This is a genomic window from Burkholderia torrens, from assembly GCF_984668525.1.
This window is the reverse complement of the sequence record NZ_OZ480211.1, coordinates 195412-209760: the sequence shown is the minus strand read 5'-3', so window position 1 is coordinate 209760 and position 14349 is coordinate 195412. Positions and strand designations below refer to the sequence as shown.

General features: G+C 67.8%; 12 protein-coding genes. 5 read left to right on the top strand and 7 right to left on the bottom strand.

Annotation, left to right across the window (positions count from 1 at the left end; genetic code table 11):
* Nucleotides 1–76 precede the first annotated feature (76 nt).
* Nucleotides 77–820 (top strand): aquaporin Z, encoded by a 744-nt coding sequence (gene aqpZ, locus AC5LXX_RS00870; protein ID WP_006477345.1) that lies wholly within the window; start codon nucleotides 77–79, stop codon nucleotides 818–820.
* A 132-nt stretch (nucleotides 821–952) separates the two neighbouring features.
* On the opposite strand, the gene AC5LXX_RS00865 is transcribed toward aqpZ, so the two are convergent.
* Nucleotides 953–1777: a Cof-type HAD-IIB family hydrolase gene (locus AC5LXX_RS00865; RefSeq protein WP_493410221.1), complete on the bottom strand. Its 825-nt coding sequence runs from the start codon at nucleotides 1775–1777 to the stop codon at nucleotides 953–955.
* Nucleotides 1778–1937: 160 nt separating this feature from the next.
* Nucleotides 1938–2819, bottom strand: a complete 882-nt coding sequence (locus AC5LXX_RS00860; protein ID WP_493410220.1) for a glucosamine kinase nucleotide-binding domain-containing protein — start codon at nucleotides 2817–2819, stop codon at nucleotides 1938–1940.
* Nucleotides 2820–2961: 142 nt separating this feature from the next.
* Here AC5LXX_RS00860 and AC5LXX_RS00855 point away from each other — a divergent pair, with 142 nt between their 5' ends.
* Entirely contained in the window at nucleotides 2962–3564 is a 603-nt protein-coding gene (locus AC5LXX_RS00855) for a DNA-3-methyladenine glycosylase I (RefSeq protein WP_493410219.1), read from the top strand.
* A gap of 330 nt (nucleotides 3565–3894) precedes the next feature.
* Here the strand turns inward: AC5LXX_RS00855 and rpsU are convergent, their stop codons facing one another.
* Complete coding sequence (rpsU, locus tag AC5LXX_RS00850; RefSeq protein WP_006401410.1) at nucleotides 3895–4107, bottom strand: 30S ribosomal protein S21; 213 nt, start codon at nucleotides 4105–4107, stop codon at nucleotides 3895–3897.
* 533 nt (nucleotides 4108–4640) lie between these two features.
* On the opposite strand from rpsU, the gene AC5LXX_RS00845 reads away from it, so the two are divergent.
* The 3 genes from AC5LXX_RS00845 to AC5LXX_RS00835 all read left to right on the top strand — a co-directional run bounded on the left by AC5LXX_RS00845 (nucleotide 4641) and on the right by AC5LXX_RS00835 (nucleotide 7398).
* On the top strand, nucleotides 4641–5459 hold the full coding sequence (locus tag AC5LXX_RS00845; RefSeq protein ID WP_039346846.1) for a flagellin domain-containing protein: 819 nt from the start codon (nucleotides 4641–4643) through the stop codon (nucleotides 5457–5459).
* Between the two features lie 193 nt (nucleotides 5460–5652).
* The gene (gene fliD, locus AC5LXX_RS00840) at nucleotides 5653–7071 is read left to right on the top strand and encodes a flagellar filament capping protein FliD (protein WP_493410218.1); all 1419 of its coding nucleotides are present in this window, start codon (nucleotides 5653–5655) and stop codon (nucleotides 7069–7071) included.
* A 30-nt stretch (nucleotides 7072–7101) separates the two neighbouring features.
* The gene (locus AC5LXX_RS00835) at nucleotides 7102–7398 is read left to right on the top strand and encodes a flagellar protein FliT (protein ID WP_069246849.1); all 297 of its coding nucleotides are present in this window, start codon (nucleotides 7102–7104) and stop codon (nucleotides 7396–7398) included.
* Nucleotides 7399–7640: 242 nt separating this feature from the next.
* On the opposite strand, the gene AC5LXX_RS00830 is transcribed toward AC5LXX_RS00835, so the two are convergent.
* The 4 genes from AC5LXX_RS00830 to AC5LXX_RS00815 are packed head-to-tail and all read right to left on the bottom strand — an operon-like array spanning nucleotide 7641 to nucleotide 14325.
* Complete coding sequence (locus tag AC5LXX_RS00830) at nucleotides 7641–10127, bottom strand: tetratricopeptide repeat protein (RefSeq protein WP_493410217.1); 2487 nt, start codon at nucleotides 10125–10127, stop codon at nucleotides 7641–7643.
* On the bottom strand, nucleotides 10124–12322 hold the full coding sequence (locus AC5LXX_RS00825; RefSeq protein WP_493410216.1) for a tetratricopeptide repeat protein: 2199 nt from the start codon (nucleotides 12320–12322) through the stop codon (nucleotides 10124–10126). The genes AC5LXX_RS00830 and AC5LXX_RS00825 overlap by 4 nt, the downstream gene beginning before the upstream one ends.
* A gap of 14 nt (nucleotides 12323–12336) precedes the next feature.
* A complete protein-coding gene (locus AC5LXX_RS00820; protein ID WP_493410215.1) occupies nucleotides 12337–12480 on the bottom strand; it encodes a hypothetical protein in 144 nt (47 codons plus the stop codon).
* 57 nt (nucleotides 12481–12537) lie between these two features.
* Nucleotides 12538–14325, bottom strand: coding sequence for an O-linked N-acetylglucosamine transferase, SPINDLY family protein (locus tag AC5LXX_RS00815; RefSeq protein WP_493410214.1), 1788 nt, complete (start codon nucleotides 14323–14325; stop codon nucleotides 12538–12540).
* Nucleotides 14326–14349 lie beyond the last annotated feature (24 nt).

Below are 14349 nucleotides of genomic sequence, written 5' to 3'. Positions count from 1 at the left end.
CAGACCAATTCCGGGCGAAGGATTAAATCCGCGGTGTCGTCCGGCGGTCTTCAACCCACTTGAACGAGGTCCTTACATGAATCTATCTCAGCGTCTCGCTGCAGAGGTATTCGGCACGTTCTGGCTGGTGCTCGGCGGGTGCGGAAGCGCCGTGCTGGCCGCCGCCTTTCCGGGCCTCGGCATCGGCTTTGCCGGCGTCGCACTCGCCTTCGGCCTGACCGTGCTGACGATGGCATTCGCAATCGGCCACATTTCGGGTTGCCACCTGAATCCGGCGGTGAGCGTCGGCCTGACGGTCGCCGGCCGCTTCCCGGCGCGCGATCTCGCGCCGTATATCGTCGCGCAGGTCGTCGGCGCCACGCTCGGTGCGTTCGTGCTGTACCTGATCGCAACCGGCAAGCCGGGCTTCGACGTCGTCGGCAGCGGTTTCGCGACGAACGGCTTCGGCGATCGCTCGCCCGGCCACTACTCGCTGACCGCATCGTTCATCTGCGAAGTCGTGATGACGGGTTTCTTCCTGTTCGTGATCCTCGGCGCGACCGACAAGCGCGGTGTGCCGGCCGGCTTTGCACCGATCGCGATCGGCCTGTGCCTGACGCTGATTCATCTGATCTCGATCCCGGTCACCAACACGTCGGTGAACCCGGCGCGCTCGACCGGCCCGGCGCTGTTCGTCGGCGGCGACGCGATCGGCCAGCTCTGGCTGTTCTGGGTGGCGCCGCTGATCGGCGCGGTACTCGCAGGGATCATTTACCCGCTGGTCGCCGGACGTGACGACGCCGTCGACCTGCTGCCGGCATCAGCTCGCACAAGCGAATAAAACACTACGGGGTCAAGCGAGCAGAGCAGCGAGCCTCACGCTGTCCAAGAACATCGAGGCAAGTGGTTTCGACGGGCGCCATTGGCGCCCGTTTTTCATGCCCGCCCGGGAAACGCGCCCGGAGCCGGGCGCTCAGGAAGCGGCGACGTTGTCCTCGAGCGAGAACAGCGTGCGCAGATGGCGTGCGACACCCGCATCGAAGTTGTTGCCGATCCGCGGGATGTGCGGAAGCCGTGCGACCAGGTCGGGATTCGCGTTGTTCATCATGAACGCATGACCGGCGGTTTCGAGCAGATCGATGTCGTTCATGTTGTCGCCGAACGCGATGCAGTGGCCGGAATCGACGCCGAGCCGCGCGAGCACCGAGCGCAGCGCGCGGCCCTTCGACACGTTCGCGGTCATCACTTCGAGGCAGTCGGGCAGCGAGTACGTGACGTACAGCGCATCGCCGAAGCGCACGCGCATCTGCTCGGCGACCATCGCCAGATCGGCCGGCTCGCCGATGTACAGCACCTTCGCGATACCGGCGCCGTCGTGCGCGGCCATGTCGATCACGTCGTACCGGAAGCCCGAATCCTGGTGGAAGTCGAGCAGGTGCGGTGCGTCGCGGTCGATCAGCCAGCCGTCGTTGGTGAACAGGTTGACGATCACGCGGCCATGCGCGCCGGTGACGTCAGGCTGCACGAGGCCGCGGACCATCGCGGGAGCGATGTCCTGCGCGTGGATCGTCGTGTCGTCCGGCGCATGCACGCGCGCGCCGTTCGACGTGATCAGGTACGGCCGGATGCCGAGCACGTCGCGAATGCCGGCGACGTCCGCATAGTGGCGCCCCGTCGCGATCACGAACTGCAGGCCGTCGCGGTCGAGCCGCCGGACGGTGTCGATCGTGTACGGGTCGAGCTGGTGGTCGCTGTTCAGCAGGGTGCCGTCGAGATCGGTGGCGATGACTTTGTACATGGGACGGGAGAATGGCGCTCAGGGCTCTGCGGAATCGCCATTTTAACGTCGCGCCCGGCGGCGCGCCGAACGGTTCCCGGTCGAGCGCCGCCTTCGGTGCTGCGTCGACGCAGCCTCCACTGCACCTTCCCCCGCGCCTGCCGCCGCACGTTATCCCGCCTCAACCGCCTTCCGCCGCCCGCAGCGCCTGCAGTGCCAGCCGCAACGCGCCGTGTGCGGAATCGTCGAGCGGTGCGCGCAACCGCGCGGCATGGCGCGCCGGCACGGCCGGTGCGAGCGCGTCCGCCAGCCCGCCGCACAGCGCGACTGGCAGCGCCTGCTGCGGATCGAGCGCGTCGATCATCTTGCCGATCTCGTCGCCGGCCTGCGCGATCAGCGCGCCCGCGACCGGGTGCGTGCGGTGCGCGAACACGACCGGCGCGAGACGCGCGTAGATCGTCTGGTTCGCATCGCACGACCACTGGACGAGCGCGTCGCGATCCTGCGCGCCCGTTTCCGCGAGCAGCGCAGCGGCAAACGCATCGCGCGGCACGCGGCCGTCGAGCGCCTGTTGCGCGTACGCGAGCGCGCGCACGCCGAGCCACGCACCGCTCGCCTCGTCGCCGGACGGAAAACCGAACCCGCCGGCGATCCGGCACGCACCGGCCGCATCGAGCGCCGCCGCGATACTGCCGGTGCCGAGCGCGACGATGAGCCCCGGCGCGCCGCCGTGCGCGCCGACGACCGTCGTATAGGCATCGCTCTCGATCGCAAGCGCGCCGAGCGGCGCCTGCGCGCGAAACGCCGCGAGCCACGCCGCGTTGTTCACACCCGCGAGCCCGCAGCCGAGCGCGCACTGCGACCAGTCGAACGCGAAGCCGGCCTGCGTGAACGCATCGGCGCATGCCGCGCCGATCGACGCCCACGCGCGCTCGATACCGAGCCCGAGCCCCGACGGGCCGCCGCGCCCCTGTGCGAGCTCGCGCCCGTGCCGGTCGGCCAGCACCGCGCGCGTGCCCGTGCCGCCGCCGTCGATGCCGATCGCAAAAAGTAATGCCGCCATGCCTTCATCCCGCTGATTCGAACAGGCGCCAAGCTTAACCGGATCGGCGCCGCGCGCCCATCTGCCGTTCGGCCGGCTATTCCGCACAAGGGGCTTCCGCTATGCTGGCACGATCGAATCGATACCGAAAACGAGGGAAACGATGTCGCAGCGGTGCAACTGGGTAAGGACGGAAGCGGATGCTCACTATCACGATACCGAGTGGGGCGTGCCGTCGCACGACGATCGCCACCTGTTCGAAATGCTGATCCTGGAAGGCGCACAGGCCGGGCTGTCGTGGTCGACGATCCTGAACAAGCGCGCGGGCTACCGCGAAGCGTTCGCGGAGTTCGACGTCGATGCCGTCGCGCGTTTCACGCCGAAGCGCATCGAGAAGCTGCTGGAGAATCCCGGCATCGTGCGCAACCGCGCGAAGGTCGAATCGGCGGTCACCAACGCGCGCGCCGTTCAGCGCATCCGCGAGGAACACGGGTCGCTCGCCGCGTTCCTGTGGTCATTCGTCGGCAATACGCCGATCCAGAACGCATGGCAGTCGTATCGCGACGCGCCCGCGTCGACCGAACAGTCCGACGCGCTCAGCAAGGCGCTGAAGGCATACGGCTGCAAATTCGTCGGTTCGACGATCTGCTATGCGCTGATGCAGGCAACCGGCATGGTCAACGATCACGAGGCCGGCTGCCCGTGCCACGCGCAGTGCGCGGCGCTCGGCGGCAAACAGCCGGCACGAAAGCGCAAGGCGGGCTGACGGCGACGAAACCCGTACGCGGGTCGGCCTGCCGCACCGGCACGTCGGCACGCGCCGCCAAGCGATCCGCGCAGGTGAACCCGAACGCGGCACCGATTTCCACGTGAATACGGCGGCGCCCTTACCCGTTGGCCGCCGACGGTACGGCCGCGTGGCCGTGCCGCCGTGCCGTCGTCTGGTCGTGTCGCCGCCTGGCCGTGCCGCCGCCTACCGGCCGATCTGCCACTTTTCCGCCACGACCCGCAATTTTTCCGGCCCACAAAAGCAAAACGGCGGAGCGGCCTCTTTCGAGGCACGCTCCGCCGTTTCGCGGCGAACCGTAAGACGCTCTTAGTGGAGCTTCTTCGGCAGCATCTGGCTACGCAGGCGCTTGTGCAGGCGCTTGACGGCTGCTGCCTTCTTGCGCTTGCGGACTGCGGTCGGCTTTTCGTAGGACTGGCGTTCGCGCAGTTCAGCGATCAGGCCATTTTTTTCGATAGCACGGCGAAAGCGGCGAATCGCCACTTCGAACGGCTCGTTTTCTTTCAGAAGAATCGTCGTCATGTCGTTCCTAAATTGCTTAAACGGTCAAAAACGTAGCGGCCAAGCGCCACGCACCGGCCATCCGAGCGTCCCCACAAACAGGCGAAACGAGCGGAAATACGGCCTCGGAGGCCGGAAAAGAGAGGCGGAAAGCACCGCGAGTACGCTTCACAGCCGCGTGCAGCGCCGCGTTTGACTGCCAGCAGACATGCCGAAAACGGCAGAGGCGTGACAGAAATCTCAATTCAGCCCGCCATCATAGCAGGGAATCACAGACAAAACCATCCTTTTGTGGATCGCGGGCGAACGTTCCACCCAACATTCCACCCAAACGCGCGATTCCCGCGCCACGGCCATCGTGCCGCCCACCATGTCCGGCGTGGCTTCCCGGCGAAACCGGTCCTTCCGTCCCGAATTTCCTCAAACATCCCTCTAAAGTTTTCGCCGGGTGCCGCCGTCAACCAGGAAAGGCGGGCAGCGCCAGACGCGAAAAAGCGCAACGCCGATACCAGAACCTGTCTGTATCTCAGGCATTTTCCAAAACGAGGAAGCAAATGCTGAACATCAACACCAACATCCTTTCGCTGACGACGCAGACGAATCTGTCGGGCTCGCAAAGCGCACTGTCGCAAGCGATCAACCGCCTGTCGTCGGGCAAGCGCATCAACACCGCTGCTGACGATGCAGCAGGCCTGGCGATCTCGACGTCGCAAACGGCGGCAATCAATGCGCTGACGCAAGGTGTTGCAAACGCGAACAACGGCATCTCGATGATCCAGACCGCCAACGGCGCGCTGCAATCGACGGTCGACAACCTGCAGCGTATCCGTACGCTGGCGCAACAAGCGGGCGACGGCTCGCTGGATTCGAGCGCTCGCGCAAACCTGCAAGCTGAAGTGTCGACGCGTCTCGGCGAAATCGACCGTGTCGCATCGCAAACGACGTTCAACAGCCAGACCATCCTGGGCGGCACCGGCAGCGTCACGTTCCAGATCGGCGCAGCAGCGAACCAGGTCGTTACCGTCGACTTCGGCACGGCGAACTGGAACAGCACGGGCATGAGCGTGAACACCCTGAGCGTCGCCACCCAGTCGGGCGCGCAATCGGCGATCACGGCGATCGACGCGGCACTGAAGCAAGTCAACACGTTCCAGGCAACGCTGGGCGCAGCACAGAACACGTTCCAGGCTGCGATCTCGACGACGCAAACCCAGGCAACCAACATGACCGCCGCTCGCTCGCAGATCACCGACGCGGACTTCGCGACGGAAACGGCGAACCTGAGCAAGGCGCAAGTGCTGCAACAAGCTGGTATCTCGGTTCTGGCGCAAGCGAACTCGCTGCCGCAGCAAGTCCTGAAGCTCCTCGGCTAATCGAGCAGCACCCGCGGCGGGCCACGCGCCCGCCCGCCTCCGGGCACGGCGGCGTCGCCATGCGACGCATCGCGACGCCGCCGAAACCGCACGGATCAGAATTCTCCAGGGAGGCACGCCTCCCTCTTTGCATTGAACCGCGGCGCCCCGCCGCATCGCGCACGTTGATTGCGCGGACGACCGGAGCAACGGCATGGCCACCACGACCCCCGTCAGCAGCACGGACATCAGCAGCATCCTGGCGAATGCAGGTCAATCGATCATCAGCGGCGCGACCAATTCGTCGCTCGACGTCAATACGCTCGTCACGACGCTGGTGAACGCGAAGACGGCCGGGCAATTGCAGACCCTGCAGACCCGCCAGACGAACGACAATACGCAACTGTCCGCGATCGGCCAGCTGAAGGGTGCGCTGTCCGCGCTGCAGACCGCGCTCACCGGCCTCTCGGACGGCACCGCGCTCGGCAGCCTGGCCGCGACGGCGAGCGGCACGGGCATCGCGACGACGATCAAGAGCGGCAGCGGCGCGGTGGCCGGTTCGTATTCGGTCAATGTCACGCAGCTCGCGACCGCCAACAAGCTGTCGTCGGCCGGCGTGACGTCGGCGGACACGATATCGGCCGGCTCGCTGAGCATCACGTTCGGCAGCAACCCCGCGTTCAACGTCAACGTGGCGGCCGGCGCATCGCTGTCCGACATCGCGTCGTCGATCAACTCCGCATCCGGCAATGCCGGCGTCACCGCGTCGGTCATCACCGGTTCGGACGGCCAGCATCTCGTGATGCAGTCGAACGCCACCGGCGCGGCCAACACGATCTCGATCTCGGGTACGGGCGTCAATTCGAAACTGACGTCGGGGTACACGACGGTCACGCCGGCCGCCGACGCGAAGCTGACGATCGACGGCACGCCGGTGTCGAGCGCGTCGAACAACGTGTCGGGCGCGCTGACGGGCGTCACGCTGGCGCTGTCGCAGGCCGCTGTCGGCACGACGCAAACCGTCACGCTGTCGCAGGACACGGCCGCGGCGACGACCGCGATCAACAATTTCGCGACCGCTTATACCAACTTCGTGAATACCGCGAAATCGCTGTCGAGCTACGACTCGACGGCGAACACCGCCGGCCCGATGCTCGGCGACGCGATGCTGAACACGATCAGGAACACGCTCGCGACGACGCTCAGCAGCGGCGTCACGACGGGCGGCACGACCTATGCGCTCGGCAGCATCGGCATCAACGTGGACTCGACCGGCGCGATGTCGGTCGACACCGCCGCGCTGACCACCGCGCTCAAGTCGAACAGTTCCGCGGTGTCGGCGATCTTCAACCAGACGAACGGCATCGCCCAGGCGCTCAATGCGAACATCAACTCGTACACGCAGGCGTCCGGCCTGATCGACCAGCGCACCAACGCGATCAACGCCGATCTGAAGAGCGTGCAGAGTCAGGCGACGCAGCTGCAGAGCTACTCGGACCAGTTGACCAAGCAATACAATGCGCAGTTCACCGCGCTGAACACGCTGATGGCGACGATGGCGAACAACACCCGCTACCTGACCCAGCTGTTCGGCGGCCAGAACAGCGCCGGCGCGATGGCCAGCAACAAGTAAGCCTCGGCCGCCCCCCTTCGGAGCAGAACCATGACGAACGACACCCTGTCCCGCGCCTTCGACCTGACCCGTGCCATGCAGTCGGCGGCCGATGCGCGCGACTGGGTGCGCGTCGCGGCCCTCGTCGACGAACGCTCGCCGCTGCTGATGAACCTGTCCGGCGAGCAGACCCCGGACGTGCTGGACCAGGTGCGGCAGATCATGGCGATCGACGCGTCGATCACGGAGCATGCGCAGACGGACCGTGACCGCCTCGCTGCGGAATTTGCGCAGTCCCAGGAGCGGATCAAGGCCGCGAGCCAGTACCAGAAGGCCGGCATGCTGTGACCGGCCGGGCGTCTCGCCCGCCGCGCATTTCGAATTAAAAGACGCCGCCAGTCGAGCGGTCCGTTGTCGCCGTACCGTCGAGCCGCTTCAATGCGGCTTTTTTTTTCGCCTGCAGGCAGGCGCGCGAGCCGGATCGCGCCGGCTACGCCCGCGTCGCCCGCTCGACGGCCGCGTCGATCATCTCGGGCGGCCGGCCCGACGATGCGCGAGCGCGGCTTCCAGCCGTGGCGCGATCCCGCTCGTCACGCGTCCCGGGGCGCCGTCTCACCGGCCGCGTAGCTGGCCCACATGCCGTGCAGCGCGTCCTCGAGGTTGCGTGCGAAGCGCGACGCATCGCACAGCGGCGACGCCAGCGCGCGCTCGCGCAGTGTTGCACGCAGCGTCGCCAGCCCGTCGCGGTCGCGCGCGAACGCGACGGCCTTCGCGAGGTACGCATCCTCGTCTTCCGCGATCCAGTCGCCCATGCCCGCCGCGTGCAGCAGGCTTTCGCAAATGTGCGTGACGAACCGGCCGCCCTTCATCCCGAGCACCGGCACGCCCATCCACAGCGCTTCGGCGGTGGTCGTGCCGCCCGGGTACGGGAACGGGCTCAGCGCGATGTCGATGCGGTTGTATGCGGCGAAGTATTCCGCACGCGGCGAGCCGCCCTCGAGGATCAGCCGGTCCGCTCCGATGCCATGCCGCGCAAAGCGGTCGAGCGTCGCCTGGTTCACGTCGCCGGCGCCGAGCTCATGGGCCTTCAGCAGCAGGCGTGCGTCCGGCAGTGCGTGCAGGATGCGTGACCACAGCGCGACGACCTCGTCGCTGATCTTGATCAGCTTGCCGAAGCAGCCGAACGTGACGCCGCCATGAGCCACCATCGGCAGCGGGCCGACCGCGACATCGTACGGCGGCGGCGTGAAGCACAGGTAGCTGTCCGGCAGTCGCCACGGCCGTTCGGTGAAGTGATGCGCCTCGTCGGCCGGTAGCGTATACGCATCGCCGATGAAATAGTCGATCGCGCGGCAACCGGTCGTCGCGAAGAAACCGAGCCAGCTCGCCTGCACCGGCGCGGGCTTGTGCCCGAAGATCGGCAGGCCGCTCCAGTTGGTATGGCCCGCCATATCGATCAGGATGTCGATGCCGTCGTCGCGAATCAGTTGCGCGGCCTCCTCGCGGCCCAGGCTGACCACCTTCTTCCAGCTCGCGAAGTTCGGCCTGAGCCGCGCGGTCACGTCGTCCTCGCCGACGAACGTCACATAGGCATGCGGCTCGATGCGCGACCGGTCGATCCGCGCGAGCACGCTTTCCAGGAAGATGCCGACCGGGTGCTGGCGCAGGTCGCCCGACACGAAGCCGACGCGCAGCGGCCGCCCCTGCGCCTGCGCGACGCGCTGCGCGCGGTCGTGCTCGAACGGATGCGCGTCGCGCTCGAGATGCTCGCCGTAGCGGCGCGCTTCCGCGACCCACTCCTGCGGCTCGAACGCGGGCGAGCTCGACATGTTGAACAGCATCCGCGAGTACGCGCGATGAAGGTCGTGCCGGATCGCCGAGCGGAACGCATCCAGCGCGCCGGCGAGATCCCCTTTCGCCCACAGGATGTCGCCGAGCGTCATCTGGACCTTCAGCGGATCGATGCCGAGCTCCCGCGCGATCTCGGTGTGCTTCATCGCCTCGTCGAGCTTCTCGAGCCGAAACAGCGCGGCGGCGAGGTTGTGATGCGCGTCGGCATCGTCCGGGTTCAGGTCGATCGCATGCCGGTGGCTCAACTCCGCGGCGGCCAGCAAGTTGAGGTTGTGATACGCGAAGCCGAGGAAGTTGTATGCGTCGGCCAGTTCGGGATCAAGCTCGATCGCACGCCGGCACACCTGCACCGCCTGCCCGTATTCGCCCTGCTGGTTGCGCAAATCGCCGAGCCACGCCCATGCCTGTGCATGCGCGGGGGCGATCGCGACCGCCTGCTCGAGCAGTTCGAGCGCCTTGTCGAAATCGCCGATGCGCTGCAGCAACCTTGCCAGCACGCAGTGCGCGTCTGCGTCGCCCGGATCGAGCCCCTCGCTCGCATGGTCGATCGCGCCGTGCAGATCGCCGGCCGCGCGCAGCGTCGCGCTCAGCCCCCGGTGCGCGACACGGAAGCCCGGTTGCAGCGCGATGGCGCGACGATAGGCATCCGCGGCATCGTCGAATTTCTCCTGCGCATGCAGCGCGTTGCCGAGATTGCAGTACGCATCCGCGTACTGCGGCTGGTGCGCGACGGCCTTGGCGTAGCTCGCGGCCGCCGCTTCGTGCTCGCCCAGGTCCTGCAGCGCGTTGCCGAGATTGTTGTACGCCTCCGCGTAACCGGGGCGCAGCTCGATCGCGCGCGCGCAGCTCTGCATCGCGGCGGCCGGCTCGCGTGCGTCGCGCAACGCGTTGCCGAGGTTGTTGTGCGCCTCCGGGTAGTCCGGTCGCAGCCCCACTGCGCGCCGGTAGTGCGCGATCGCGTCGTCGAGCCGGCCGCTTTCGCGCAGCATGTTGCCCAGGTTGTTGAAGTACGACGCGTCCGGCCGCTCGACGAGCGAACGCTCCATCAGTGCGAGCCCGGCGTCGTACTGCTTCAGCTGGCATGCCAGCAGCCCGAGGAAATGCAGTGCATCCGGCTGGCCCGGCTGCGCGGTGAGGATCGCGTCGTACAGCGTCTTCGCTTCCGCGAGACGCCCCGCCTGATGATGCGCCAGCGCGGACTGCAGCGTGTCGTGGATATCGTTCATGCTTCGTGTTCCGAGTTCGTATAGCGTTGCCACATGGCGAGGAAAGCCGCTTCGAGATGCGCCGCGAACCGGCGCGCGTCGCACAGCGGCGACGCGAGCAGCTGCGCGCGCAGGCTGGCGCGCAGCGCCGCGAGCCGCTCGCGATCGCGCACCGCCGCGATCGCCTTCGCGACATAGGTGTCCTCGCCGTCGGCGACCCATTCGCCCATGCCCGCCGCGTGCAGCACGCTTTCGCAGATGTGCGTGACGAACCTGCTGCCCTTCATCCCGAGCACCGGCACACCCATCCACAGCGCTTCGGCCGTGGTCGTGCCGCCCGGGTACGGGAACGGGCTCAACGCGACGTCGATGCGGTGGTACGCGGCGAAGTATTCCGTGCGTGGCGAACCGCCCTCGAGGATCAGCCGGTCCGCGCCGACGTCATGCCGCGCGAAGCGCGCGGCGGTCGCGTCGCGCACGCCCTCGCGACCGAGCTCGTGCGCCTTGAGCAGCAGCCGCGCGTTCGGCAGCGCGTGCAGGATGCGCGACCACGCGCGCACGACGTCGTCGCCGATCTTCACGAGCTGGCCGAAGCAACCGAACGTCGGATGGCCGCTCGCCGCCATCGGCAGCGGGCCGACCTCGACGTCGCAGGCCGGCGGCGTGAAGCACAGGAAGCTGTCGGGCAGCCGCCACGGCTTCTCGACGAAGTGATGCGCTTCGGCGTCCGGCAGCGTGTAGCGATCGCCGATGAAGTAGTCGATCGCGTCGCAGCCGGTCGACGCGAAGAAGCCGAGCCAGCTCGCCTGCACCGGCGCGGGTTTCCAGCCGAACACGGGGAGCCCGCTCGACTGCGTATGGCCCGCGAGGTCGACGAGGACGTCGATTTCGTCGTCGTGAATCATCCGCGCGGCCGCCTCCGGACCCAGTGCGGCGATCGAGCGCCAGCCGTTCGCGTGCGGCTTCAGTTTCGCGGTGATCGCGTCCTCCTCGTCCGTGGTCACGTACACGCGCAGGTCGATGCGCGTGCGCTCGAGGTGCGCGAGCACGCTTTCCAGGAAGATGCCGACCGGATGCAGGCGCAGGTCGCCGGACACGAAGCCGACGCGCAGCGGCCGCCCTTGCGCGCGCGCGGCCCGCTCGCGCGGATCGTGCGCATGGCGCGTCGAACGCGCGGCCAGGTGCCGGCCGTAGCGCCGCGCGTCGGCCAGGTAGTCGGCGGGGTTCACGCAAGCGGACGCCGCCGCGCTGAACAGCAGCCGGTTCAGCACGGTCGCCGCGACGTCGTCTGCGTCGTCGCGCACCAGCGCAAGCGCATCGCGATACGCGTGGACCGCGGCATCGACGTTGCCCTGCGCGCGCAGGATGTCGCCGAGATTGACGTGCATCAATACGGCCGGCGGGCCGGCCTGCAACGCCTGCCGGCAATACACGAGCGCCTCGTCGAGCCGCTGCAGCTTCAGCAGCACGACGGACAGGTTGTGGCACGCGCCAGCGTCCGCCGGATTGAGCGTGACGGCCGTGCGATGGCTCGCATGCGCATCCTCGAGCCGGTTCAGTCCGTGATACGCGTTGCCCGCGTGGTTATGTGCGTCGCCGAGGTTCGGCGCGAGCCGGATCGCGTCCTGCGCATGCGTGAGCGCTTCCGCGCAGCGCAGTTGCTTGTGACGCACGGCGCTCAGGTTCGCGTGGGCCATCGCCATCGACGGGTTCAGCTCGATCGCGCGGCCGTAGTGCGACGCGGCGCGATCAAGGTCGCCCAGATCCTGCAGCGCGTTGCCGAGATTGTTGTACGCCTCCGCGTAACCGGGGCGCAGCTCGATCGCGCGCGCGCAGCTCTCCATGGCAGCCGTCGGCTCGCGCGCGTCGCGCAACGCATTGCCGAGGTTGTTGTGCGCCTCCGGATAGTCCGGCCGCAGCGCCACCGCGCGCCGATAGTGCGCGATCGCGTCGTCGAGCCGGCCGCTTTCGCGCAGCATGTTGCCCAGGTTATTGAAGTACGACGCGTCCGGCCGCTCGACGAGCGAATGCTCCATCAGCGCGATGCCCGCGTCGTACTGCTTCAGCTGGCACGCCAGCAGCCCGAGGAAATGCAGCGCATCCGGCTGGCCCGGCTGCGCGGTGAGGATCGCGTCGTACAGCGTCTTCGCTTCCGCGAGACGCCCCGCCTGATGATGCGCCAGCGCCGCCTGCAATGCCTGTCCTGTTCCGTCCATCTCGTCTGCTCTGCTCAATAGGGATGCGGTTCGCGTCCGAAGTCGATCAGCCTGCCGCCGTGCCCGATCGTCACGGCCGACGACGGTATCGCGCACGCGCCACCGGCCGGAATGACGATCACGTCGGCCGGCGCGGTGTTCAGCGCGAGGGGCGCCATGTTCCGCTTGCCGCCTACGTGGAAATGCCCACGCACATCAACAAGTCGTGAGCGGCCTCACACGGATGCGACCGGCGCGGCTTCGACGTGCTGCGCCCACATGCCGTGCAGTGCGTCCTCGAAGTGGCGCGCGAAGCGGGGCGCGTCGCACAGCGGCGACGCGAGCACCTGCGCGCGCAGCGTCGTGCGCAGCGCCGCCAGCTCGGCGGGCTGGCCGACCTGCGCGACGGCCTTCGCGACATACGCGTCGTCGTCGTCCGCGATCCACTCGGGCAGCCGCGCCGAATGCAGCAGGCTCTCGGCGATGTGCGACAGGAAGCGCTCGCCGCGCCGGCACAGAACGGGCACGCCCATCCACAGCGCTTCGGCGGTCGTCGTGCCGCCCGGATACGGGAACGGGCTCAGCATCAGGTCGACGCGCCGGTACGCGGCCAGGTATTCGGCGCGCGGCGAGCGGCCTTCGAGGATCAAGCGCTGCGCGTCGATGCCGTGCGCCGCGAAGCGCGCGGCAAGCGCCTGCTGCTCGCGCGGATCGTCGAGATGCTCCGCCTTCACGAACAGCTTCGCGCCCGCGACCGATTGCAGCACGCGCGACCAGACCGCGACGACGTGATCGGTGATCTTCGCGAGCTTGCCGAAATAGCCGAAGGTCGGATGGCCGTTCGCGAGCATCGGCAGCGCGCCGACGTCGACAGGCTCGACCGGCGGCGTGAAGCACAGATAGCTGTCCGGCAGATGCCACGGCCGCTCGGTGAAATGCGCGGCCTCGGCGGGCGGCAGCACGTGACGGTCGCCGATCACGTAGTCGATCGCGCGCACGCCGGTGCTCGCGAAATAACCGGGCCAGCTCGCCTGCAGCGGCGCCGGCTTCCACGCGAACAGCGGCAGGCGGTTGTAGACCGTGTGGCCCGCCGCGTCGAGCAGCACATCGATGCGGTCCGCGCGGACACGCGCAGCCGCCGCTTCGTCGCTCAGGCCGGCAATGCAGGTCCACGTCGCGAAGGCCGGCTTGAGGCGGGCGGTCACGTCGTCCTCGACGTCGCGCGTCGGGTACGCATGCATCTCGATCCGATTCGCGTCGAGATGCTTCAGCATGCTCTCGATGAAATAGCCGACCGGATGCGCCTTCAGGTCGCCCGACACGATGCCGACCTTGAGCGGCCGCCCGGCGCGGGCGGTCAGGTCGACGAGCCAGTCCGTCCACGGCGTCGCGCACCGCGTGACGACTTCGTCGTAGCGCGCGGCCTCGGCGAGATAGGCGTCGTGGTCGAACGCCTCGCTGCAGTGGCTCGCGAACAGCAGGTTGCTGCGCGGCTCCGGCAGTTCGGGGCGCAGCGCAACCGCGTGCCGGTAAGCCTCGAGCGCGGCCGGAATCTCGTTCAGATCGAACAGCGCATTCGCAAGGTTGTTGTAGGCCTGGCCGTTGTCCGGCTTCAGCGCGATGGCCTGGCAGAACGCATCGACGGCCGCGCGGGCGTCGCCGGCGAGCCGCAGCGCGTTGCCGAGGTTGTTGTACGCATCGACGTAGTCGGGTCGCAGCTCGATTGCGAGACGGAAGCACTCGGCGGCGGCGGCGTGACGGTTGTCCGCCTGCATCACGTTGCCGAGGTTGTAGTAGTACATCGCGTCCGGCCGGATCTCGATCGCCGCCATGATCAGGTCGGATGCCTGCTGATAGCGCCCGTACTGATGGCCGATCAGGCCGAGGAGGTGAAGCGCGTCCGCGTGCCGGGGATCGGTGTCGAGGATCTGCCGGTACAGCGTCTCGGCCTCTTCCAGCCGGTCGGCCTGATGGTGCGCCAGCGCTTGTTCGATCGTGGCGGCGGCGGGGGAGGTGGGCATCATGAGCTAGGTCGTCCTGGTAGCCAA